Source organism: Kistimonas asteriae (assembly GCF_018263925.1).
Classification (GTDB): Bacteria; Pseudomonadota; Gammaproteobacteria; order Pseudomonadales; family Endozoicomonadaceae; genus Kistimonas; species Kistimonas asteriae.
Genome location: NZ_JAEVHF010000028.1, coordinates 1 through 20,484, shown reverse-complemented (window position 1 = coordinate 20,484; position 20,484 = coordinate 1). Strand labels below are relative to the sequence as shown.

Below are 20,484 nucleotides of genomic sequence, written 5' to 3'. Positions count from 1 at the left end.
CTTACAAACTTACTTACTTACAAACTTACCTTTATATTTTGACCATACTTTCTTAACTTGCGACTCACTACATCCGACCATCCGTGCAGTGTTTTTGATCCCCTCCCCGGACAACCTGAGCTGTACAATGCGGTCATTAACAGCTGAGTTGGCTTTACGGCCTTTGTACTTTCCTTTTGATTTAGCGATAGCTATGCCTTGCTGCTGTCGTCTTCGGCGGGTCTCGTAGTCGTCCCGTGCGCTCTGCAATGCAATTTTCAACAGCAATTCTTCCATAGCCTGGATAACTATCTTCCCGATCCCATCCACTTCCTGGGCGAATTGAGAGAGATCTATGAGGCCTGGTATGCAAAGCCGAGCACCCTTTGAGCGAATAGATGCAATTAGTTGTTCTGCATCGTTGAGCGGCAATCGACTCAGGCGATCCAGCTTCTCCGCAATAACAACCTCACCTTCCCGAAGATCATTGATCATTCGCTGTAACTCTGGCCGATCCGCACTAGCGCCCGACGCTTTCTCTCGATAAACGTTAGCGATATAAAAACCATCGCGAATAGCTTCAGCTTCAATTTGCTCCTGCCGATCAAGGTTCTGTTGGTCGGTCGAGACTCTTAGGTAAATTCTGGCGACTTGCATAGGCTGCCTTTGGGTAATATGGGTATACTTAAAATAGCCTTGTTGATTTTATGGCTATAAATAAATGCAAAGATACCCTAAATGGCTAGCATTTAAATAGCTACCCTAAATGGCCATACATGATAGGGGGGAGAGCGGAGAGTGCGCCGGAGACATGTGTAGTTAGCAAAGGGAATCGCAGGCTGTTACGTAGCAACAGCCTTGTCGAGCAGTTAAGTTACGATGTATACAGTTTTTCACTATTAACTGTTTGTCCAGCAGCCATAGAAGAATGGTTGCTAATAATTACATTTATTTCAGCAACAGATTCATTGACAGGTAAATCACTGCCATCAGAAAAATAAATAACACTCCCCTTGCGCTCTTGGTTATCACCGTGCGGTCTGTATGGGTTAGATATGTATGTAATAGTTAAAAGATTAACCGTTACAGTCTCATCATAATGATCAGTTAATTTAATAAGGTGCATTCTAAGCCTCTTCTTTTTCTAATAGTGCAGCATGACATAATGAAAGATTACCATGCACCACATTCCATTCGTGCATGAACTTCGGATACCATTACAACGCCATCCTGCCTTCTGCAACGACAGTCAACTCTATTGTGCTTCATAAAATTGAAGCGGCCCTCAGCCTCATAATAAAGTTCGCCCTCCTCTCCGTATCGCCGTTCCGCTTCTTCTGCCAACTCATTTGCAATTTTTGCAAGCTGATTTAGTTTTCTCTGAACTTCTGAATCTGACATTTTCTTGCAAGACATAGCTTTTACCTTGTCAGTCTTCGACTGAAAACCCACACTATTTTTCGAATACCCATTTTCATTTGCTATTTAATGAAAACAGGCTCGACACAGATACTGGAACCTTATATTTAACTTTCCTGCCCCTGCCACGTTTCTGATGCAGCTCTCCAGCTGCATCCTGGTAACAAAACTCCAGTAGATTCAGCTTGCACAGCTCATTGCATACCTGACTGAAATTGTTGATCTGGGTCGTAGGATCGACGCCTGCAACAGAACAAATCTCTTCCCGATCCAACTCAACAAAACCATCCTGGTTGGCGGTTTCAACCATGGCAAACAAAACCCGGATGGCCAATGTGGGCCTGTTTGTTTCCTCAATCAGATTCTGCAACTGCAATAATTTCATGCTTTTTTCCTGGCCATAAATGCTTGATTATCTACCAGCGCCAGACCGAACACGGCCTGCTGTTCGTGAAGATAAGACGGCACAGATTTCATAACATCCTCCAGGGTATTGAACGGCCCCTGCATCCTGATCCAGAGATGCGCTAATACTGCCCATTCAGTATCAGATGATGGCAACCACCCTTGTTCGATAAGAAGATCCAGGGCAGCAAAACACGCCCACAATGGAGCCTTGTTCTGTACGGCCCAATGCTTCAGGGTTTCTCCTGGTGGTGCAGGGCGAGACTCAACATAACCTGCTTTGACTGCCGCCTGAGTCAACTCATAGGCCGCATCAGCCTGTGTGAGTCCAAGCACTTCATCAGCAACAAAACACCATGAAGAGATCACCGAAGATCGCTGTCTTTTTACCTGATTTTGGAACTCGCTGAGTGTCATATTAGCAACCTGCACTAGATGTTTGCTGAACCACTGTCTGGACAGCCTTATTGATTTTACTGGCTTGCTCAATGTTTTTTGTACTTATGGCTTCGCCATCCAAGATGTTTTTCATCTCGGCCAGTATGCATTCTTCCAGTTCTTCAACCAAATAGAAAAGCACTTCAAGGTTATTGTTATCAATAAACTCTTTTTGATGCGGCAGTACCTCTTTAACAACATTCTTGATGGATTCTATATTAGTAAAATCCTCACCACTGCCACTTTTTAGAAACTGCACCCTCATAACTGCATTTAAAAGAATTGTTCTGTAGGCAGAAAAGTATGCCCATAACAAAGGGGTAACAAAAGGTCGAGCGCTATCGGCTAATGATGTACTTAACCTTGATACATCAACATGATCAAGCGCAGTCGCTACGACTACATACAACGGATTGTCACGGGTCGCCTTTAGGAATTCATCGTACTTTATTACAGCCATTAATGATGAAACGTTCTTTGCTGGCCCGAGCGAATTTACACATTCCCAAAACTGGCGTACAGCACTCACTTTTTCCTGGTATAAGACCATCTCACGGCTATGCAGGCTAGACAATGCACCATCTCTGATAGCGGCAATTTGCTTATCCCGAGCATTAATTTCAGCTTGAAACTGCGCTTCACTTTTTCGCAAATCGGAAGACAAAACAGTTAGCTCTTTGTCATAATGAGCGCTGACGGATTTTTTCACCCATTCTGCAAAATAATTACGCATAAAAAACAGAACAACAACCAATACAGATGTTGTTACTCCAGCTGGTAACCAATCCAGCCATGTCAAAAGATAACCTTCCATATCACTTACCGGCCTCCGCCAACTTCAAATTTATTGCATCCAAATAATCTTGCTGGAACAGTATCAGGTGTTCCAGATCCACAGCACCCAGCTGATCGAATTTCTTTTCAAAGGACAGGCTGATCAAGCGGTCATACTCCCTGCGCTTCAGGTCGGGCCTTGTATCTCGTAACGCTATCATGTGATGAATAACGCCGGTTTCGCCCTCGACTTCAGCAACATGCTTCCTGGCAACTTTCAAAGCCGCCTGCCGTTTCTTATAGCCACTCCGCACGGTTGGCATTACCAACCAGACCAGAACGATGGCTGCCAGTGCTGCCAATACGCCCTTGTTGAAATCGTAGAAGTACCACCCGGCCCCAAACGCACAAAGCGCCGCCGCCTTAGAAAAGAACATCCTGCGATAACGGTAAACGGAGTAGTAATTAGCCCCAGGAGCGCCTGACAATGCTAAGGTCGCCGGATTAAACGCTGAAAGCCTGCACCGCAACTGTAATAATTTATTCATGTCCATGTTCCCCCCTGGAGCACACAGCTACACTGTTACTGTTTCCAGCCTTCTATGTGCTACATCCAGCACTTGGCCAAGAAATTCTATTCGATCCTCGAATACGTCAGAACAATCAGGCAATGGCTCTTCTGATTTGGCGGACGCTTCATTGATCACCACTTGCAGCCGTTTAAGCTCTCCAACCTCCTGTTCAATGCGCGGGATGACCGTGGTACGCATATCTTCAACGGTTCCTGCATCTTCAGTACAAAAGTGGCTGCAAAGATAAATCATGTCGTCGAATGTCATGCTGCATTCTCCAACACAATTTCCTGAATCTGCTTTATGCCCTCAATGGGTTGAAACTCCGAAATTCGCACACCATTCCTGATGACTTCAGTCTTGGCCTCTGCTCCAGAGGCCGACTCTTCCAGGGCACGGAACACCTTGAACGACTGGAACTCCGACACGCTTTCCCAATCTGTAGGGAAACGGACTGAACTCTGATGGCCGATCTGAACGCCGAACTGGTCAACAAAAAAGGTATCTACGCGCATGGTTCTCATATACTCACCCTCTGGGTTTGGCCTATCGCCTTTTGTTAATAATCAATATATCACGAGAATTATTATATATCAATAGCGATATTATTATTTTTTTAGTCTTCTTCCTTTTAGTAACCATCCACCCTGGAGTCGCAAAAAACCTCAAATATAAAATGCCCTCAGTGGCGGTAAAAAACCGCCACTGACATCAATGGATTAATCAATTACTGCCATAATCTTATTGAACTCTTCATGATGATGCGAAGCCCAATCTCTCAGCCCATGAAAGTTTTCTATAAAGATTTCAGCCCTGTTTTCGCTAATCTCATAAACAGCCCCTGCAACATGCGAAAGTGCAAACAGCGTCACAGCAATACCCGCCGCATCAGGAGTCAGAGTGTATGACTGCATCATCCCCGGACTGTTCAATGTGATATTTCCGGCAACTTCCGGGCAAAGATACATTGCCGCCCCATCAACTTTTTTAACGCCCCAAGTTACAGGCTCTGGCGAGTCTTCAGTTATTAGCTGCTCCATTGTGGAATAAATAATATTTTCCAAATTGAACATTTTGTTGCCGTGAGCAAAGAAAAACTTACAGTAAAATTCAGCCCATTCAATCATCTTCATACCCTCTGGTTATGGCCTATTGCCTTTGTGCAATTTAATAATATCAGGGTTGATATATAATATCAATAGCGATATGATAAAAACCGTCGAAGGACAAAACCAAAGGGTAAGAAGAAACTGATGATTACTGTAAATAGCTATTTCTGTGGCGCGGGTCTTTTTGATATTGGTCTATTAAAAGCTGGGCTTACCATCAATCAGGCTTTTGAACTGGATAGCAGTGCCGTTAAAACATATCGCCACAACATTGGGGATCACATCAAGCAATGTGACATCGCTCAAGAACTGGTCATGGAACAGGATAGCTGTGACGGAATGATTTTTACGTATCCTTGCACTAAGTATTCTCCAATTGCCGATATACACGACACACGACACGGTGATGAGCTGTTTTTACATGCTCTCCGTCACCTCGCCATTGCGCGGCCCGAGTTTTATGCCGTTGAGAATGTGCCTGGAATGCGGGCCTTCCCCGTCGTGATGGAAGCAATGTCACAAATGCCAGACTATTACGTACAGATATTTTGCCCCGTGAAAGCGGAAATATGGCTGCCCCAACGTCGTCATCGTCTGATCATCATTGGAACCAAACGGCCTTTTAACTTCAGACCGCCAGAGAACACACGGCCTGTAAAGCTGGCAGAAATCTTAGAAGAAAACCCAAGGGTCACGCTGCCCAAAGCCATAAAAGCCCGCATGAGTGGCGCATACCGGGATCTGCCTATCATCTCCGATCCGCTCAATGATGACATCGCTCCAACATGCGTCGCGCACTATAGCAAGGACAAAAGTACAAGGTTGGTTCGGGATAAGCGCTTCCCTCTTGGAGTCAGACCCTATTCAGTCCGTGAGTGGGCGCGTCTCCAGGGAGTGCCAGACAGCTTCTATTTTCCGGTATCGGATACAGACGCATACAAGCAAGTTGGTAATGGTGTACCAACATACATCGGAGAATGGTTTGGTAGAGAAATCACCCGATATCGCAATCACTGTGCAGCGTAAAAGATGTCGCAATATCATAAATAATAATCTATTATTATTTTATCTATTAGCAGTGCTACACGTAGGCAAACGATCATGGCATGGCATACAAGGCACGTTGCGCCGGTCAACACGTCAGAATCTCCGAGGGTGACAGTCCTGTTTGAGCGTGAGGATCTATTATGGACATCGCCTGGGGGTGAACCTGTCCAGAATCCCTATACCAAAACCGAGACGGACATCCCTCTTCGCAATGAGCACGGCGCATTGATCGGGCCTAATATTTTTGACGTGATAGATAAGGTCGAACGCGACAAAAAAGATCTGGTTGAACTGGGTATTCCTCCGGTCACGGATAACGAGGGTCACTACTTTGTATTAAGGCCTGCGTCAGAGTTCTTTGATAAACCCAAAAAGAAGAAAAAGAAATCAAGCCCCAGTAACAATAAAGACTACCTGCTTTATCCCTTTAAAAAGTCTCTCTCGACAGCTGGCGCACCAGTCACAGGTGCTCTGGAAGGCGATTTCATTCGAATCAGGAAGAAATCAACGGTTAGCATTAGCCGCCTGTCATTTTTGCTGGCCTCTGGCATGTATGGCTCATCCCTGAAGGCGTCTGCCATGATTGGTCAAATCGCCTCCGATGCCTGGAGTAAGGATCTCATCAGGGCCAAGCATTTTTATGATTTGGTGGTGTCATCATCGCACGGCATACAAGCCCGAAACGTCCCTGCCTCAACAATGGCCGCTTCAACTATTTCCCAGCATGTGGAAACCCTGATACTGCGCGAGGCCTGTACATGGATGGGTATTGATCCTGATACTAAGATACAGCGCAAGCGTGGCAGGCCTGCCGGTGAAGGAAAAGCGGATCTGGGCGATGACAGCCATGCCGGAAACGTTCTGGTCATTCGACTCTCTGCAGACGGGGAAGTTACCGGATCGTTCATTGCCGATTTTGCCGGTTACACCACAGGTACTGCACTGGAAACCCTGGATCTGAAAGAACTGGCAAATCTTTTGGTCGAACTGCAGGACGCCGATCAGGTCACTGATGTTGAGTTGCTGGAAGCCTACCTGGAGGCCGCCGATCCTGACTGGCGCGATAAAATCCTTGAAGATGAGGCTGACGATGCGGGTTCAGCGTCACGCTATGATCCTTATTCTGTTCTTGGCGTTGATCAGAATGCTTCTCTTGAAGAAATTACCCGTGCTTACAGGAAAGCAATGCAAAAGGTACACCCTGACCGTTCCGGTTTGCCGGGATTTTTTGCCCAGGAAGTTGTCAAAGCCTATAAATCATTGAAGGGTAAATTTGAACATGAGTAAGGATCTGGTTGTTAAGAAAAACAAGTTCCTGGAAAAAATCAAACAGGGAAAAGCGGTTGCCAAACCAGAATCTGGCCGTCTGTCCCAATTAAAAAAAGCTGCTGAACGTCCGGGGAGAAACCGGCTGGTATTTGCCATTGATGCAACAGCATCCAGAGAGGCTGCGTGGAAAGTGGCAACGGAAATCACCTCGACAATGTTTGAGTCAGTCCCCGACAAAATAGAGGTATCGCTGGCCTATCACGGTGGCGGACACATTAAAGAACTGACCCCATTCTCAACAAATGCCAAAACGTTCCTGGACAAATTACAGCAGATATCCTGCATTGGCGGTCGGACGGCATTTAATGACATTCTTGATCGTGTTGTTCATTTCCCGGGAGTTGCTTGCTGCGTTTACATCGGTGACTGCTTTGAAGAGAGGGAAGCTGATGCACTGGCCCTGGCCCGGCAGCTGAAGTTAAAAGGGATCAAGATGTTTATCTTTCACGATACATCATCATCCGAGATCTACGATACCGATCATGCGGCCCGTGTTTTTTCCAAAGTGGTCGATATTTGTGGCGGGGCGTTGATGGACTTCAACGATCAATCCCCCAAACAGGCCGAAGAATTTTTAGGTGCCATCGCGCTCTATGCGGTCGGTGGTCGAAAACTTCTTGAACAGCAAAAAGGACAGCTTCCAGGCGCGGTAAAACTGCTCGAAAAACTTCAGTAGATACTCCCTCCCCCCTGCACAGACCAGATTCACTCGCGGGATCTGGTCTTCTTTGTGGCTGCCTCATATAAATAATAATCTATTATTGTTTTATTGAAGGGAAAAACAGCCTCGGATATAATATCTCTATTGATATAGCTAACGCCGTAGGGCATTCTCAAAGGAGACATATCATGACTTGTTCCACTGCTCAGAATCATATTTCTGCAATCTCTGCCAAGCTGGATCGCTACTGGCATCTCAGCACTGACAATTTTTTCTCGCTCTTTCTTGATGATCTACTAACCTGCTTTGGTGTGAACGGTGGCAAACACGCTCGTCCCCTAGAACCATCCGAACGTGAACAGTTGTTTGAACTGGGTCAGATGTACGCCCGTGCCGTCATCGACTGCCCATATGAAGACCTCTTAGGTCAGATTTACATGGATCTCGCCGGACGCGGCCACAAAAAAGCCTTGGGACAGTTCTTTACGCCAAATAGCGTCTGCCGGATAATGGCAGAAATGAGTAATTACGACATGATCCACGGTGATGCTTTTGCCGATCTAGACGTGATTCGTGTTGCCGAGCCAACCTGCGGATCTGGCGCCATGGTTCTGGGGATGCTGCACTGCATCAAGGAAAAAAACCCGGCCCTGCTTGAAAAGCTGGATTTCACATTGATTGATATAGACCGTACCTGCATCAGAATGGCAGCAATCCAGATCCTGACTAATCTGCTGATTCACGGCGATCTGCTGGCCGGATTGCGCGTGTATCGCGGTAATGCACTCGGATCGAGTTCAGAACTGGAATGGTTTATTGGCTTTCAGAATTATCAAGATGAATCTGTCACTGAAAAAGTAGCACCAGTGCCGGATCGCTTTGTTACGCTGGAAAAAAATCTGGATATGTTCTTCGAGCTGGCTTCCTGATTTAAAAAGAATAGACCGGCATTGTCGCCGGTCTGTTCACCCATCAATTACGCAATGGCTATACCTCTGTCCTCCCTTTCATTTCGCATCTCTCGCGCCTGTTGCTGCTTGTTTTCCCGCTCCTTGTTCAGCGCCTTCTGCTTCCGTTCCTCGTTGAGCATCACAGCGGTATTCAACTGCCGAGCCACAGCATTCAAGCCCCGGCTAACCTGGATGTCGTTGAAATCCGTTAATCCCTTGGCTTTTTCCTCTGGAGTAAACGACGGCGCAGCCAACAAAGCATTGGAGACTTCGGCGGCCTCCCGTGCTTTCTGCATACCGATATTGTCTTTTCCTTTGGACTCCAGGGGATGATCGTCATCGGCCCCGATGATGAGCTGACGGTCAGGGTTCAATGCTCTGAGGGTTTCCGCCACTGACGGCAGGTTGCCGGAATCAATGGCAATGATGGCCGGACTGTTGGTAGCCATCTGCAGTGTCGCGGCAGTGGCAATGCCTTCACCAATGGCCAGCGGGTTACTGCTGTTTTTCAGCTGGTTATCCGGGTCGACCACACCAAACAGGCCCATCTTTCTCGCCAGTTTCTTCAGTCGTTTTTGACCGTTGGCCGCGATACGCTGCACAGAACAGATTTCTCCATCCTGGTTATACAGCGGCAACACCAGCCGATTGTGCTTGTCGACCTTCAGGCCTGGGAAAGCTTCGATGCCTTTTTTCTGCAGGTACGGATGGTCATTGTTTGCATCCGGCAACAACGCAACCAACTGGCGGCAGCGGTGGGCATGGTGGGCATACTTGCGCTCTCGCTCGGCTTCCCGCTCGACTTTCTTCTGGGCAGCCTGGGCCTTCATCGCGGCGCGTTCTTCTTCACTCAACTGCTGGCCGTTGGATACCCACTTATGACGAACCTTTTCGCGGTGGTTCTCATACCAGCCTGCGGGCCTGCCATCCAGGTAGCCACAGTAGACACCGGATCGCTCGCCCTTGCGGTCGTCCTCCATCGAGACACGGTGGATTTTGCCGTCCATCTCCGGCAATCCCTTCAGCTTGAAACCAGCGGCGGTGAGCACATCATAAAACTCACTCTGGGGATCTTTAGCGGGCAACTGTTGTGTTTCCTGCTGTTCTGGTAGCCATTGGGCAAACGGCTTGATGTCCTGCCCTGCCGGTACGTACCAGGATTTAGCGCCACGATCCCAGCGCGCTCCCAGCTCCTTCGCCTTGCCCTTCTCCTTGAAAGGTACGGCCAGAAATACCTTGTCCTGACTACTCTCCCTGACGGTTTCCGCCTTGGCCTTGGCTTGCTCCTGGCTGGTTTCGTTGCCCATCCAGCGGGAAAAAGGTTTGATGTCCTGCCCTTCGGGGACATACCAGGATCGGGCCTGTCGATCCCAGCGAGCACCCAACCCCTTGGCCTCTTCCTTCTCTTTGAAGGGAACGGTCAGGTAAGTGCGTCCCTCCGGCGCGACAGCTGCCTTGCTTTCAATGGTTTCTGCCACAGTGCGAATCCTCCCGGCCTCTCGCTCATTGACCGGCGTCAGCTCATATTTTTCAGCCCAGGCATGAACAAATGACTCCGGTATGCCCTGCTCCCTGAATACCTCTCTGGCCTGCACATCGTCAGTATCATTAATCCCGATGCCGTAGGCCTTGGTCAGCAACGCCTCAACAGACGACAAAAACCGCTCTTCCTCCTGGAGTAGCTTGTGATCATGCTGTGCGGCATTCATCAGCGCATTCAGGTCACAGGTGGCGATGGCGTCACCTATGCTGATTTCCCGGTTGTCGGGACTGTCCAGCTGGAAGGCTCCCTCTGGGGTCACATGGACGCGATAACCGTCGGGCAGCTTGGCTTCACAGGCCAGAGCGCGGCGCTCGATGGCGCTGAACAACGGTTCAGCACGATCCAGAAATGCCCCTTTGCAGGATTCATGAAATGCCTGGGAGATCTCGTCTGTCGTGATCTCGCCTTTTTCGACGGTCAGGCGCTTCATGTCCGGTTCACGGGCAATGGCAATCGGCTCGGCGGTGCCCAGCTCGTGGTTGTACAGGCACTCAACCTTCATCACGACTTTGGAGCCTTCGCCGGTCAGCTCTTTGACATCGACAACCGCACGATAGACATCTTTTCTGACTTCACCGTCCTGACTGTGCGGCAGCATCTGTACGCTGTGTGTGCCAGTGCGGTAATTGATGTCGTTCTCGGCCTCTTCGATCATCAGTCCGACAAAACCTGCGGGCGTATGCGCCCAATGGTTCTTGTCCGCTACCTCGTCAGCGATGGCGGACGCCAGCGGCTCATCATCAAAGAAGGGGCGGCCATGCTGCAGGTAGGTGTCTCGCTGGCCAAACCGAACCTGCATGATTTCCTGATACTTGTCGTATTTCTCCCGCATGGGTTCACTCAGGCTGGCAATGTATTCCTGGCCCTGTTCCTTCTGCGCTATCAGCTCTTCCGCATAGAGATAAAAGGCCTGTGACAGCCCTTTATGTTCCAGATAGGCATTAAAATCGGTTTGCTGTGTGGGGTTGTCAAAGACAGCGGCAAGACTGGCGGATGCCTGCTCAGTGAATCTGTCCGGATCAGATCCGGTCACGTCAGCAATGGTATTCAGTCCATGGCTTCGCAGTGCGGCTTCCAGGGTTTCCCCGCCGACAAACGACTGGAAATGACTGAATGTGTAGCTGGGATGAGACAGCATAGCCCGGATGTCGCCGGTCAGGATCTCTTCCTGTTCCTGGGAGACTGCCTGCTCCAACTGCTGCTCGTAGGACATCACAAGACGATGAATCTTTTCAGCGTCCGCACTGGCCCGCATGATTTCAAACGGGTCATCCTGCAGCGCCTTGATCCAGCTCTTCACGTAGGCGGCATGTTGGCCCGGATCGTGGCCAATATTCAGCTCGGCTCCGGTCATATAAGAAGCAATCTCGGCCCGTAGCTCTTCCTTGGCATACATCTCACTGCCGAACGGGTGGCTTATGTCACGGGCTAACCGTGATGGGTGCCCTGTCCAGTGGCCCAGCTCGTGAAGCGCGGTCGCATAGTAGTTGTCAGCGGTTTCAAACTGGTTTTTCTCCGGCAGATGGACACTGTCAGTCGACGGGCGGTAAAACGCGCTATTCACTTGGTCATGGCGGATGATGGCTTTACTGGCCGCCAGTATCGCCTCGGCGCGTTCGGACGCATCCCATTCAACCGGCTTAACCTCCAGCTCTGGAATGCCGTCGATCTGCTGACCGTTGAAGACAACGGCGGTGAAGACGCGGGGGCGCTCCAGTCGTACACGCTCTTTCTGGATGTTCCCCTCTTCATCCAGGACAGGATTGCCCTGCTCATCCAGAACCGTTTTCTCTTCCTCAAACTTCCAGTATTGAACCTGGGAACCTTTCTCGCCCTTTTGGACTTGCCAGCCCTTGGCCTGGGCTTGTTTGTAGGTCAGCCAGCGGGGATCGGAAAACCCCTGGCTGGCAAGGTGGATGACGTTGACACCGTTGTACCGCTTGCCGGTAATCGGGTTATGGGGCAGACGCATCGTGCCCGGTTTCCAGGGGATCTGCCATGGTGCAGTCCCCTCCTGCAGCTGCTTGATAAATTTCTCAGCAACCTGCTCATGAAACGGTTTTTTGTTTGCCATTGTTATTCAACTCCCCTTGTCAGTCTTCTAGGTCAATACCGGATTCCAGAGCGTCATCAGCGCTCAGGGCATCTTCCTCAAAGGCTCCCATCAGCTCCGCTTCCTCGGGATCACACTCAACCTCATGGCCGGGGATCTCGACAGCGGCCAGTGTCTTCTCGTGGATGGCGGCTTGGATCTGTTCATCTGTCATGGTTTCTCTCCTTTCTTCTGATTCTTACGGGGCCGGATTAACCGGCCTTGGCTGTTTCCAACACAGGCTTCCCGCCTTTGTCGAAATACGATGTGCGGCACTCAGGGAAACCACTGCAGCCCCAAAAGAACGTGCCTTTTTTCTTACCGGGGCGGCGGATCAATCCCTTGCCGCAGTCCTGGCATTTGTGCTGTTCCGACACCACGGCGGCGGGCTTGGGCTTCCTGGGGGAGAAATCCGGTTTTCCCTTTGCATCGGGGAACGTCGCCTTGCAATCGGGGTAGTTGGTACACCCCCAAAAGTTACCCTTACTCCCTTTCCGACTTCTCAGAAATCCTTCCTTGCAGGTCGGGCACTTGGGCAGATCAACTTTTAAGGACAGCCCTTCGGATTTGACGCGATCAATCTCTTCGGTGATATACGCCACAATGTCATGAATGAACTGCTCAACAGTGAGTTCACCCTGTTTGATTTGTGTCTGCTGCTCATGCCAGAGCGCGGTCATGTCCGGCACGGTCGCCCTCTCTGGCAGCGTATCGAATAGCTGCCTGCCGACATCGGTAGAAATAATGGATTTGCCTTTCTCTGCCAGAAAACCACGGTCAAACAGGTTCTTGATGATGCTGGAACGGGTTGCCGGGGTGCCGATACCGCCATGCTCTCCGGCCTTGTCCGCATCCTTCTCCTGGAGCATTTTTTTCAGCTTCGGATCATTGACGTACTTTGCAACGCGGGTGAGATCCTTGAGCAATGTAGTCATGGTGTACCGGGCGGGCGGCTTAGTTTCCCTCCGCTCTGAACGGCACTGCTCACAGGTGCCGGATGTTCCCTGGGACAACTGGCTCAGGTCAGAATCACACTCGGCATCTTCCGGCAGTTCGTCGTTATCCTTGTCATTCCGGTACAGGGCCAGCCATCCGGGAGACAGGGTGGTTTTGCTCGTGACTTTGAAACTGTGGCCCTTACAGTCAATCGTCAGGGTGGTTTCCCGGTATTCATGCACGGGAAAGAACTGCGCGACATAGGCGCGGGCGATCAGCAGATAAACCTTCTTCTCACTCTCTGACAGGGCATTGAAATCTGCCGTGGCTGAGGTAGGCACAATGGCATGGTGCGCGGAAACCTTCGCGGAGTTGAACGCTCGGCTGCGAACCGATGGATTCGCCCCGCCTGCAGCTTTGGCCAGTACCGGCGCGGTGCCTGCAATCGCCGCCAGCACATCCGGTGCGTCGGCATGTTGCTCATCAGACAGGTATTCGCTGTCAGAGCGGTTATAGGTGATCAGTCGGTGTTTTTCACGAAGCGTCTGGGTGATCGACAATACCTGGTCAGGCTTCAATCCGAACTTGCGGCTGCAGTCGGCCTGCAACTTGAGAAGGTTATAAGGCAGCGGGGGCTGTTCCTTCTTAATATCGCTCTTGCATTCAGCGACAGTAGCCGGTGCGCCCTGGCACTCTGCCGCTACACGCTCTGCAAAACTGGCATCAATGATCCGGCCCTTATCGTCAACGGGATCGTTGTCGCTGATCTGGTAACGGGCATTGACGGAAGTACCGGCCAGTCCGAACGTGCCGGTAATCGTGTGAAAATAGCTCTTCTGATGGGATTCATGCTGCCGGTCACGACGGACAACCAACCCCAGGATCGGCGTCTGAACCCGTCCGACACTCAACACACCGGAGTAACCCTTTGAACGGCCTGCCAGCGTATAGAGTCGGGTACCGTTGTAGCCATACAGCTGGTCGGCCACACTGCGGGCCTCGGCTGCAGCTGACAGACCGGCAAATTCAGCGTTGTCGCGGAGATTGGCCAGTGATTTCCTGACAACTGCCGTGTTGTTATCGTTGATCAGTACACGCTTTACCGGCAAGCGGCACTTGGCATACTGCAGCAGCTCATCAACCAGTAACTGGCCTTCCTCATCAGGGTCGCCAGCATTAACAACCGAGTCGGCCTTTTTCAGCAGATCCAGAATGATTTTGACTTGCTTCTTCTTGTCGGGAGAGACTTTCTTCTTCCAGGGAACATGAACAATGGGCAGGTGGGCCATATCCCACTTTTCATATTTCGCGTCGTAGTCTTCAGGGTCGAACAACTGCAGCATGTGACCGAAGCACCAGGTCACGTAATCGTCACCACAGACAATGTAGCCGTCGGCGGATCGCCCCCCTCCAAGCCCCTCTGCGATGGCCTTAGCCAAGTCCGGTTTTTCCGCAATAAATAATCGCATGGTCATCACTCCTTCCACGTCCATACAGGTCTGATCACTCCCTGGATGCCGTCATAGGGCACTGCGCCAAAATAGCGGCTGTCAAAGCTGCCGGGATTGAAATCAGACAGAATAAAAATGGTGTTATTGGTCAGAACGTCATTAATAGAAACAGGCTCTAATACTCGCCCCCCTGAATCCTGCGTTAAGGCATGGCTGTTGGTTTGTAATACGCCATTGATATAGATCCCCTCATTGGATGAACGAACATGGTCGCCGGGTAAGGCCGCCAGTTTTTTCGCCAGCGGCGATAAAAAGCCACTGCACAGCCCATAGCTGAAATAACCGCGTTCCTGGGCCTCGTGAAATAATTCAGTGTCCGGTGGGCAATAGAGAATCAGATCCCCTTTATTCACGGCGTCGTCAGTCAGCTGATAAATACCCAGCGGGTATGAATCCGTCATGTTGATCCGGTAGCCGATTAAAAAGGCAAGCGCCAACAGATCGACAACCAGGAACAACAAAAAAATCACCGTGATATTAAATGCCTTTTTCAAAAGTCGAGTTCTCCCACGTCGGGATCTGCGACAGCAGCCGTTTTAGCTTTTTCCTGCGGTTTCTCTTCCGGCTTATCTTCTGGCTTGACCTCCGGCTCTTCTGGCTGGGCCTCTGGCTCTGAAGGTTCTTCCGGCATTTCAGGCTCTGCAGGCGCGGATTCCTCGGTACTTACCGGCGCGGTCGGCTCGCTGGCTGTTGACTCAGTGGCGGGTGCTTCCGGTGCCGGGGTTTCAGCCTCAAAATCTACTGGAGCCACTTCGGTTTGAACCGGCAGGCTGACAGTAGTCGGCGGTGGGACTTTTGAGCGGGCATCGAGCACAGGATCTTGGAAATACAGGTTCTGCTTGCCGTATATGCCGGGATAACCGGAGACAAACACCAGCATGTCACCGGGCTTGAGGATGTTGCCCTGCTTGTCCTTGAGCGGCCCCGGCAGGCGCATACATTCATCTGGCGTCAACAGTGGCCGTTGAACTTCCTGCGTAGTGGTCGAGATACCGGACTGAAAGAAGGCTGTCCGCTTGCCGGATGTAGTCACCGACTCCTTGACGATGGTGGTCTGTCCGGTCAGACGGGAGATGACCTCGGCGGTTTCCTGCTTGTTGGGCGCAAAGACGCTCTTGATATGACAGCCCCCGGAAATACTCTCTTCACGGCCATAGGCTTTCTGGATCTGGGAGATGTCCTGGGCAATCAGCATCGCCTTGATGCCGTAACCGGCGATATAGCCAAGCGCTTCCTCAACAATTTCAATCTTGCCAAGACTCGGGAACTCATCGAGCAACAGCAACAAACGATGCTTGTAGTGGGCCTTGGAGCTGCCGCCTTCAAACTCCATCTTTTCCGTCAGTGTTCTGAGGATCTGGCTGATGACCAGACGGATCAGCGGCTTCAGACGCTCTTTGTCGCTGGGTGGGACAACCAGGAACAGGCTGACCGGCTTCTCATCATTCATCAGGTCACGAATTTTGAAATCAGACTTCCGAATGTTCTGGGCAACCACTTCATCACGATAAAGGGTCAGGTAGGACAGTGCGGACGACAGGACAGATCCCGCTTCGTTTTCCGGGCGGTTTAACTGCTCTCGGGCGGCAGCGGCAACGACAGGGTGAGGCATTCCGTCGCGGTGCTCATACTCCATCATCTCCATAAGAGTCTGCTCTATCGGAAGGTCGGGATCGGCCAGCAATGCCGCCACTTCGGGCAGTGAGGCGGGTGTGCCTTCGTTCCGGCCTTTATAAAGACAGTGCAGGCAGGCTCCTGTCAGAAGGGAGTGCGCGGTTTTCTGCCAGTGATCTTGCAGACCTTTACCGTCAGGATCGACAATCATGGTCACAAGGTTTTGAACATCAGCAACCGCACGAGCATCATCTAACCGAACCTCTTCCAGCGGATTAAACCCGGCTGATCCTGATATAGCGGCAGGCTCGAACTTCAGAACTCGGTTATTGCCGTGTAATTGCCGCCAACCGGCAGTCAGCGCGTAGTTCTCTCCCTTGATGTCATAAACAACTGCTGAATCGACCCAGGTCAGCAAAGTCGGCAATACCAGACCAACGCCTTTACCGGATCGGGTTGGTGCAATGACCAGGATATGTTCTTTGCCATTGTGTCTCAGGTAATGATGTTGGCCAGCCTTATCAACGAAACCGCCGACATAGACACCCACGGGAGTATCTTTCTTGCTCCGGGGCAGCAATCCGGCGTCCTGGATCTCATCCAGCTTGGCCCATCGTGCAGAACCATGAAGATAGCGGTATTGCTTCCTGTCCTGACGGCTCAGATAGATAAGGCAACCGATGCAGACAAACAGGAAACAAAGCCCTGCAGAAAACGAGATAGCAAAAGCTTTATCAAACGCTAGCTTGTATTGGTCGTAGTAGCCCTCTGACCAGTAATACCAGTTCCAGGGAGCGTGGATGCCGGGGATGTTCAGGTATTTGGCTATCAGCTGCGTGGCCAGCTGAAAGGTGATCCATAAAACGAGCACGGGGGAGGCAAAAGCGATGAAGAGTTTTTTTCGGCCTTTGTGCGAGGCTGTATTCGGTATACCGATTGCTTGCTTGTCTGCCATGACTATAAACCTCTGCTGGTGCTGATGATTCGTCCTCGCCTGTCAATGGTCACGTCACTGCCTACCGATTTTTTGGCCAGCTTTGCGGCCTGCGCCGATGTCACCGGCAAGCACAGTGTTTCATTGTCATTGTCAAATAGTGCGAGGCGGCTTCCGTCGTCCAGTTGGCGTTGTCCCTTATAAACAAGACTGCCGCTATCCGTGTCTTTAAATAGCCTGTGTTTCGATATATCGGAAACCCTATCTATCAGATTATTCCGTGACTTCATGTATTTTTCAACCTGATCGGTCACCTTTTCGGCACTATTTTCCATGTTTTTCGGGATATCCATCTGTGCGCTGGAAACCTTGATCCGATTGGCTTTGGCCAGCTTTTCAGCCAGTGCGACAAACTCTGTACTTCCCTTTATTTTCAGGTTGTTGCCATACTTAACCATGGCCATTTTCAGGGCGGTTTCAATGGACTTCTTATCGAAGTTATCACCCAGTACCAGACGCTTTCCTTCATCCCGGAATGACCCACCATTATCGAACCGATAGGTGACTGCGCCATCCTTATGAACAAAAAAGGTATATTTCGTATATATCGAATCTTCAGCAGATTTTTTAGAAACCTTGGCGGCCTCTAATGAGTTAGCGCTGTCTGCTTCCTGGGCCTTCCTGCGCTTGTTTCGACGCAAGGCGGACAGGGCCACTTCGTTCCCCTGACCGGCCTCAGATAACAGGAATTCCTGCCAGCTTTTAACAGGCTCAACGGTTTGGTTGTCGCGCATCATTTGGGTGTACCGGCTGCGGATCTCTGCATCTTCCCGAATCCTCTCCATCTTCAGAATGGAATACATGGCACGTTTGGCGGTTCTGCGAGAGATCAGTTCGGCCCGTTTATGCTTGTATTTGATCTTCAGTCCGCTCAATTCCTTCTGGCGGGCTTCTCGGACTTTGGTCAGCTGCTCACGGCGGAGCGCAATGGATTCATTCTTTTCACTCAGGTAACGGCTATATAGTGCCTGCCGGTCTTCGTTTAATTGATGAAGTGGCTTGGCCTGATAGCTTTCCTCTGGAGTGATCGCTTTAACCGATTCATTCGCTGCCTGATATTCACCCATTACCTGGGTGATGGCACTTTTTGACAGGTGCTTATGAACGGATGATGCCTTGATAGATAAACTGTTTTCTTTACTGGCAATAACCAAACCATTTCCGCGCTCACGGATCTCCAGGTTGTATTTCGCCATCAAAGAATGAAGGGATTGCCAGTCTGCACCATTTTCCAGCAATGAAACCGCTTCCTGGGAAACCTTTTCTTTGACATAACCGAGAAAGCTCTCCAACCCGGAGTGAGATTCCATATCGGCAGATCGACCAGTGATTTCCGATTTTCGTTCTTCCGAAATATGGTTGTCTGTCTCCAGGTTATATTTGTGCTCCATTGCCTGACAGATATCAGATAGCTTCATCTTGTCATAATAAGGCTCGACCAGCCGTAATGACCTGGGGTGAATTTTGTTAATAGCAATGTGAATGTGAAGATTATCAGTATCCGTATGAACAGCACTGATCCTTTGATGCTCTCCGAGTCCTATATAATCACAAACCTCATTTTCGATTGCTGCAAGCGTTTCCGGTGCAGGATTCTCGCCTGCCCTGAAACTGAGAATTAAATGATAACTTTTATCAGATTTAGCTCGCTGATTTGAGGCCTGTGTAAATTCAATCTCTCGCGTTGCAAAAGCCAGATCATCGCTGGCGCAATTGGTGATCCTGATTTCGGCAACCTTGTTGCCCTGATTCTTTTCATCAGCAATGTATGACACCAGCTGCGTAAAGCTGTCTTTGGAATCTGTTCGCCTGGGGGCACGCTTGGCAATCATATCTTGAACACAATCTCTTTCAATTTGTCTTGGGTTTGGTCAATGTCAGACAGCAGCTTTAATAAGGTGCCTTTGACATCTTCCTTGCCAAACATGGCAAGCCGCTCTTCATTACTGAGCCACATTTTTAACAACCCGCCGAGCCTGCCCAGGTCGCCGTTGACCTTGCACATCTCAAGGCCCATCTGTTGATCCAGGATGCCTTTGACCTCGTAGTTAATTCCGATATTTCGAAGATAGGTTGAAACGGTCAAGCCACACCCTTTGGCCTTGGCCTTGATCATCTCCTTCTCTTCTTCCGTGCAGTACACCCTGAGTGGCGAGTTCTCACGACGGCTGTCTGGCTTCGGATCTTTCTCTGACATTCCCATTTCTCCGGGTTCTGGTTTTTAGCGACGGTAGTCGCCTTGTGCCTCGCAGAGCAGGATACGTTGAGCCGCATAGCGGCGAATAAGGTGGGTAATGTGGACTAGATAGCTACGCTATGTAGGCCTACATTACACATCCTGCCCTGTAGTTCTGAGTTACTTTACTGTATTATGTGAAAAAAGACGTCTATTAGCACCCAAAAAGCGGTATTTTGGGTTACTCCAGGCGGGGAACGGGTTCGATATACTATGATGTACTATAAATGTAGTATGCTATACTGTTCGTGTATCTAGAATGTATTATAATGTACTACCCGTAACCGGAGACTCACTCTCCCCTTCCAAGGCAAGTGATGAGCATGACAAATGGCGAAATTGACCCAACGATTGGAACAGGCCGCCAGAAAGGGGCAATCTGACAAACCATCGAAAGGTGATGGCAAGGTCGCTTTCCTGGCTTTAATGGATGAAATTTCTGAGGCAATGGACAAAGGCTGGAATGCCCGTCAGATCTGGATGCAGTTATCTTCTGAAGGTGCCATTCACATTCAATACGTCCAGTTCGCACGATATATCGAAAGATACATCAAACAGAAAGACACCCAAAAACCTGTAGAAACATCAACTGTAGTTGAAAGTCCGAAAAAAGAAGAACCCGTGCCAGAGAAAAGTGAACCCAAAAAAGCGACAGCTGAAACGGGTTCCTTTACGTACACCAGCTCAATTGAAGATGACGATTTAATTTAGGAGATAAGAGATGGCAACGATTCATTGTGCCCTGAACGCAAAAGGCGGGATCGGTAAAAGTTTTGTCAACGCAATGATTGCCCAATATGGTCTTGAAAAAGAACTTCCGGTTAAATGCCTCGATATTGATCCGGGCAATAAAACGCTTGCTCATTTAAAAGCGT

Annotated in this window: 22 protein-coding genes; 5 read left to right on the top strand and 17 right to left on the bottom strand. The window is 49.9% G+C overall.

The window, feature by feature from the left end; all coding sequences use genetic code 11:
* Positions 1-9: 9 nt before the first annotated feature.
* From KHS78_RS21230 to KHS78_RS21185, 10 genes are all read right to left on the bottom strand, one after another.
* Positions 10-636 (bottom strand): recombinase family protein, encoded by a 627-nt coding sequence (locus KHS78_RS21230; protein WP_211831010.1) that lies wholly within the window; start codon positions 634-636, stop codon positions 10-12.
* 217 nt (positions 637-853) lie between these two features.
* A complete protein-coding gene (locus tag KHS78_RS21225) occupies positions 854-1,105 on the bottom strand; it encodes a hypothetical protein (RefSeq protein WP_211831009.1) in 252 nt (83 codons plus the stop codon).
* Positions 1,106-1,152: 47 nt separating this feature from the next.
* Entirely contained in the window at positions 1,153-1,395 is a 243-nt protein-coding gene (locus KHS78_RS21220; RefSeq protein WP_211831007.1) for a hypothetical protein, read from the bottom strand.
* Positions 1,396-1,453: 58 nt separating this feature from the next.
* Positions 1,454-1,783, bottom strand: a complete 330-nt coding sequence (locus tag KHS78_RS21215; protein ID WP_211831005.1) for a hypothetical protein — start codon at positions 1,781-1,783, stop codon at positions 1,454-1,456.
* Positions 1,780-2,220: a hypothetical protein gene (locus tag KHS78_RS21210; protein WP_211831003.1), complete on the bottom strand. Its 441-nt coding sequence runs from the start codon at positions 2,218-2,220 to the stop codon at positions 1,780-1,782. The genes KHS78_RS21215 and KHS78_RS21210 overlap by 4 nt, the downstream gene beginning before the upstream one ends.
* 1 nt (position 2,221) lies before the next feature.
* Entirely contained in the window at positions 2,222-3,055 is an 834-nt protein-coding gene (locus tag KHS78_RS21205; protein ID WP_211831001.1) for a hypothetical protein, read from the bottom strand.
* Between the two features lies 1 nt (position 3,056).
* Entirely contained in the window at positions 3,057-3,563 is a 507-nt protein-coding gene (locus KHS78_RS21200) for a hypothetical protein (protein WP_211831000.1), read from the bottom strand.
* 27 nt (positions 3,564-3,590) lie between these two features.
* The gene (locus KHS78_RS21195) at positions 3,591-3,854 is read right to left on the bottom strand and encodes a hypothetical protein (protein WP_211830998.1); all 264 of its coding nucleotides are present in this window, start codon (positions 3,852-3,854) and stop codon (positions 3,591-3,593) included.
* Positions 3,851-4,111 carry a hypothetical protein gene (locus KHS78_RS21190; RefSeq protein ID WP_211830996.1) on the bottom strand — a complete coding sequence of 87 codons (261 nt, stop codon included), beginning with the start codon at positions 4,109-4,111 and terminating at the stop codon, positions 3,851-3,853. Before KHS78_RS21190 ends, KHS78_RS21195 begins: the two co-directional genes overlap by 4 nt.
* Positions 4,112-4,306: 195 nt before the next feature.
* Positions 4,307-4,714 carry an antirestriction protein gene (locus KHS78_RS21185; RefSeq protein WP_211830994.1) on the bottom strand — a complete coding sequence of 136 codons (408 nt, stop codon included), beginning with the start codon at positions 4,712-4,714 and terminating at the stop codon, positions 4,307-4,309.
* Positions 4,715-4,840: 126 nt separating this feature from the next.
* Here KHS78_RS21185 and KHS78_RS21180 point away from each other — a divergent pair, with 126 nt between their 5' ends.
* The 4 genes from KHS78_RS21180 (at position 4,841) to KHS78_RS21165 (ending at position 8,662) form a co-directional block, all read left to right on the top strand.
* Complete coding sequence (locus KHS78_RS21180; RefSeq protein WP_246506756.1) at positions 4,841-5,722, top strand: DNA cytosine methyltransferase; 882 nt, start codon at positions 4,841-4,843, stop codon at positions 5,720-5,722.
* 75 nt (positions 5,723-5,797) lie between these two features.
* Positions 5,798-7,030 (top strand): J domain-containing protein, encoded by a 1,233-nt coding sequence (locus tag KHS78_RS22380; RefSeq protein WP_246506755.1) that lies wholly within the window; start codon positions 5,798-5,800, stop codon positions 7,028-7,030.
* Entirely contained in the window at positions 7,023-7,748 is a 726-nt protein-coding gene (locus tag KHS78_RS21170; RefSeq protein ID WP_211830992.1) for a vWA domain-containing protein, read from the top strand. Before KHS78_RS22380 ends, KHS78_RS21170 begins: the two co-directional genes overlap by 8 nt.
* Before the next feature lie 173 nt (positions 7,749-7,921).
* The gene (locus tag KHS78_RS21165; protein ID WP_211830989.1) at positions 7,922-8,662 is read left to right on the top strand and encodes an N-6 DNA methylase; all 741 of its coding nucleotides are present in this window, start codon (positions 7,922-7,924) and stop codon (positions 8,660-8,662) included.
* A 47-nt stretch (positions 8,663-8,709) separates the two neighbouring features.
* Here the strand turns inward: KHS78_RS21165 and KHS78_RS21160 are convergent, their stop codons facing one another.
* From KHS78_RS21160 to KHS78_RS21130, 7 genes are read right to left on the bottom strand one after another with little or no spacing between them, the layout of a single operon-like run.
* Positions 8,710-12,300, bottom strand: coding sequence for a zincin-like metallopeptidase domain-containing protein (locus tag KHS78_RS21160; protein ID WP_211830987.1), 3,591 nt, complete (start codon positions 12,298-12,300; stop codon positions 8,710-8,712).
* A 19-nt stretch (positions 12,301-12,319) separates the two neighbouring features.
* A complete protein-coding gene (locus tag KHS78_RS21155; protein ID WP_211830986.1) occupies positions 12,320-12,493 on the bottom strand; it encodes a conjugal transfer protein TraD in 174 nt (57 codons plus the stop codon).
* Positions 12,494-12,530: 37 nt separating this feature from the next.
* Positions 12,531-14,723, bottom strand: coding sequence for a DNA topoisomerase 3 (locus KHS78_RS21150; RefSeq protein ID WP_211830984.1), 2,193 nt, complete (start codon positions 14,721-14,723; stop codon positions 12,531-12,533).
* A 5-nt stretch (positions 14,724-14,728) separates the two neighbouring features.
* A complete protein-coding gene (gene traF, locus KHS78_RS21145) occupies positions 14,729-15,259 on the bottom strand; it encodes a conjugative transfer signal peptidase TraF (RefSeq protein WP_211830982.1) in 531 nt (176 codons plus the stop codon).
* Complete coding sequence (locus tag KHS78_RS21140; protein ID WP_211830981.1) at positions 15,256-17,334, bottom strand: type IV secretory system conjugative DNA transfer family protein; 2,079 nt, start codon at positions 17,332-17,334, stop codon at positions 15,256-15,258. Before KHS78_RS21140 ends, traF begins: the two co-directional genes overlap by 4 nt.
* A gap of 2 nt (positions 17,335-17,336) precedes the next feature.
* Positions 17,337-19,205 carry a TraI/MobA(P) family conjugative relaxase gene (gene traI, locus KHS78_RS21135; RefSeq protein ID WP_211830980.1) on the bottom strand — a complete coding sequence of 623 codons (1,869 nt, stop codon included), beginning with the start codon at positions 19,203-19,205 and terminating at the stop codon, positions 17,337-17,339.
* Positions 19,202-19,570: a plasmid mobilization protein gene (locus tag KHS78_RS21130; RefSeq protein WP_211830979.1), complete on the bottom strand. Its 369-nt coding sequence runs from the start codon at positions 19,568-19,570 to the stop codon at positions 19,202-19,204. The genes traI and KHS78_RS21130 overlap by 4 nt, the downstream gene beginning before the upstream one ends.
* A gap of 369 nt (positions 19,571-19,939) precedes the next feature.
* Here KHS78_RS21130 and KHS78_RS21125 point away from each other — a divergent pair, with 369 nt between their 5' ends.
* Positions 19,940-20,320, top strand: a complete 381-nt coding sequence (locus KHS78_RS21125; RefSeq protein ID WP_211830978.1) for a TraK family protein — start codon at positions 19,940-19,942, stop codon at positions 20,318-20,320.
* Positions 20,321-20,484 lie beyond the last annotated feature (164 nt).

Excerpts from the sequence above, each read along its gene's own strand:
- KHS78_RS21195 (WP_211830998.1), bottom strand. The coding sequence starts at position 3,854 with ATGACATTCGACGACATGATTTATCTTTGCAGCCACTTTTGTACTGAA.
- KHS78_RS21165 (WP_211830989.1), top strand. The coding sequence starts at position 7,922 with ATGACTTGTTCCACTGCTCAGAATCATATTTCTGCAATCTCTGCCAAG.
- KHS78_RS21220 (WP_211831007.1), bottom strand. The coding sequence starts at position 1,395 with ATGTCTTGCAAGAAAATGTCAGATTCAGAAGTTCAGAGAAAACTAAAT.
- KHS78_RS21225 (WP_211831009.1), bottom strand. The coding sequence starts at position 1,105 with ATGCACCTTATTAAATTAACTGATCATTATGATGAGACTGTAACGGTT.
- KHS78_RS21125 (WP_211830978.1), top strand. The coding sequence starts at position 19,940 with ATGGCGAAATTGACCCAACGATTGGAACAGGCCGCCAGAAAGGGGCAA.
- KHS78_RS21215 (WP_211831005.1), bottom strand. The coding sequence starts at position 1,783 with ATGAAATTATTGCAGTTGCAGAATCTGATTGAGGAAACAAACAGGCCC.
- KHS78_RS21185 (WP_211830994.1), bottom strand. The coding sequence starts at position 4,714 with ATGATTGAATGGGCTGAATTTTACTGTAAGTTTTTCTTTGCTCACGGC.
- KHS78_RS21170 (WP_211830992.1), top strand. The coding sequence starts at position 7,023 with ATGAGTAAGGATCTGGTTGTTAAGAAAAACAAGTTCCTGGAAAAAATC.
- KHS78_RS21230 (WP_211831010.1), bottom strand. The coding sequence starts at position 636 with ATGCAAGTCGCCAGAATTTACCTAAGAGTCTCGACCGACCAACAGAAC.
- KHS78_RS21205 (WP_211831001.1), bottom strand. The coding sequence starts at position 3,055 with ATGGAAGGTTATCTTTTGACATGGCTGGATTGGTTACCAGCTGGAGTA.
- KHS78_RS21160 (WP_211830987.1), bottom strand. The coding sequence starts at position 12,300 with ATGGCAAACAAAAAACCGTTTCATGAGCAGGTTGCTGAGAAATTTATC.
- KHS78_RS21155 (WP_211830986.1), bottom strand. The coding sequence starts at position 12,493 with ATGACAGATGAACAGATCCAAGCCGCCATCCACGAGAAGACACTGGCC.
- KHS78_RS22380 (WP_246506755.1), top strand. The coding sequence starts at position 5,798 with ATGGCATGGCATACAAGGCACGTTGCGCCGGTCAACACGTCAGAATCT.
- traI (WP_211830980.1), bottom strand. The coding sequence starts at position 19,205 with ATGATTGCCAAGCGTGCCCCCAGGCGAACAGATTCCAAAGACAGCTTT.
- KHS78_RS21150 (WP_211830984.1), bottom strand. The coding sequence starts at position 14,723 with ATGCGATTATTTATTGCGGAAAAACCGGACTTGGCTAAGGCCATCGCA.
- KHS78_RS21200 (WP_211831000.1), bottom strand. The coding sequence starts at position 3,563 with ATGAATAAATTATTACAGTTGCGGTGCAGGCTTTCAGCGTTTAATCCG.
- KHS78_RS21190 (WP_211830996.1), bottom strand. The coding sequence starts at position 4,111 with ATGAGAACCATGCGCGTAGATACCTTTTTTGTTGACCAGTTCGGCGTT.
- KHS78_RS21210 (WP_211831003.1), bottom strand. The coding sequence starts at position 2,220 with ATGACACTCAGCGAGTTCCAAAATCAGGTAAAAAGACAGCGATCTTCG.
- KHS78_RS21140 (WP_211830981.1), bottom strand. The coding sequence starts at position 17,334 with ATGGCAGACAAGCAAGCAATCGGTATACCGAATACAGCCTCGCACAAA.
- KHS78_RS21130 (WP_211830979.1), bottom strand. The coding sequence starts at position 19,570 with ATGTCAGAGAAAGATCCGAAGCCAGACAGCCGTCGTGAGAACTCGCCA.
- KHS78_RS21180 (WP_246506756.1), top strand. The coding sequence starts at position 4,841 with ATGATTACTGTAAATAGCTATTTCTGTGGCGCGGGTCTTTTTGATATT.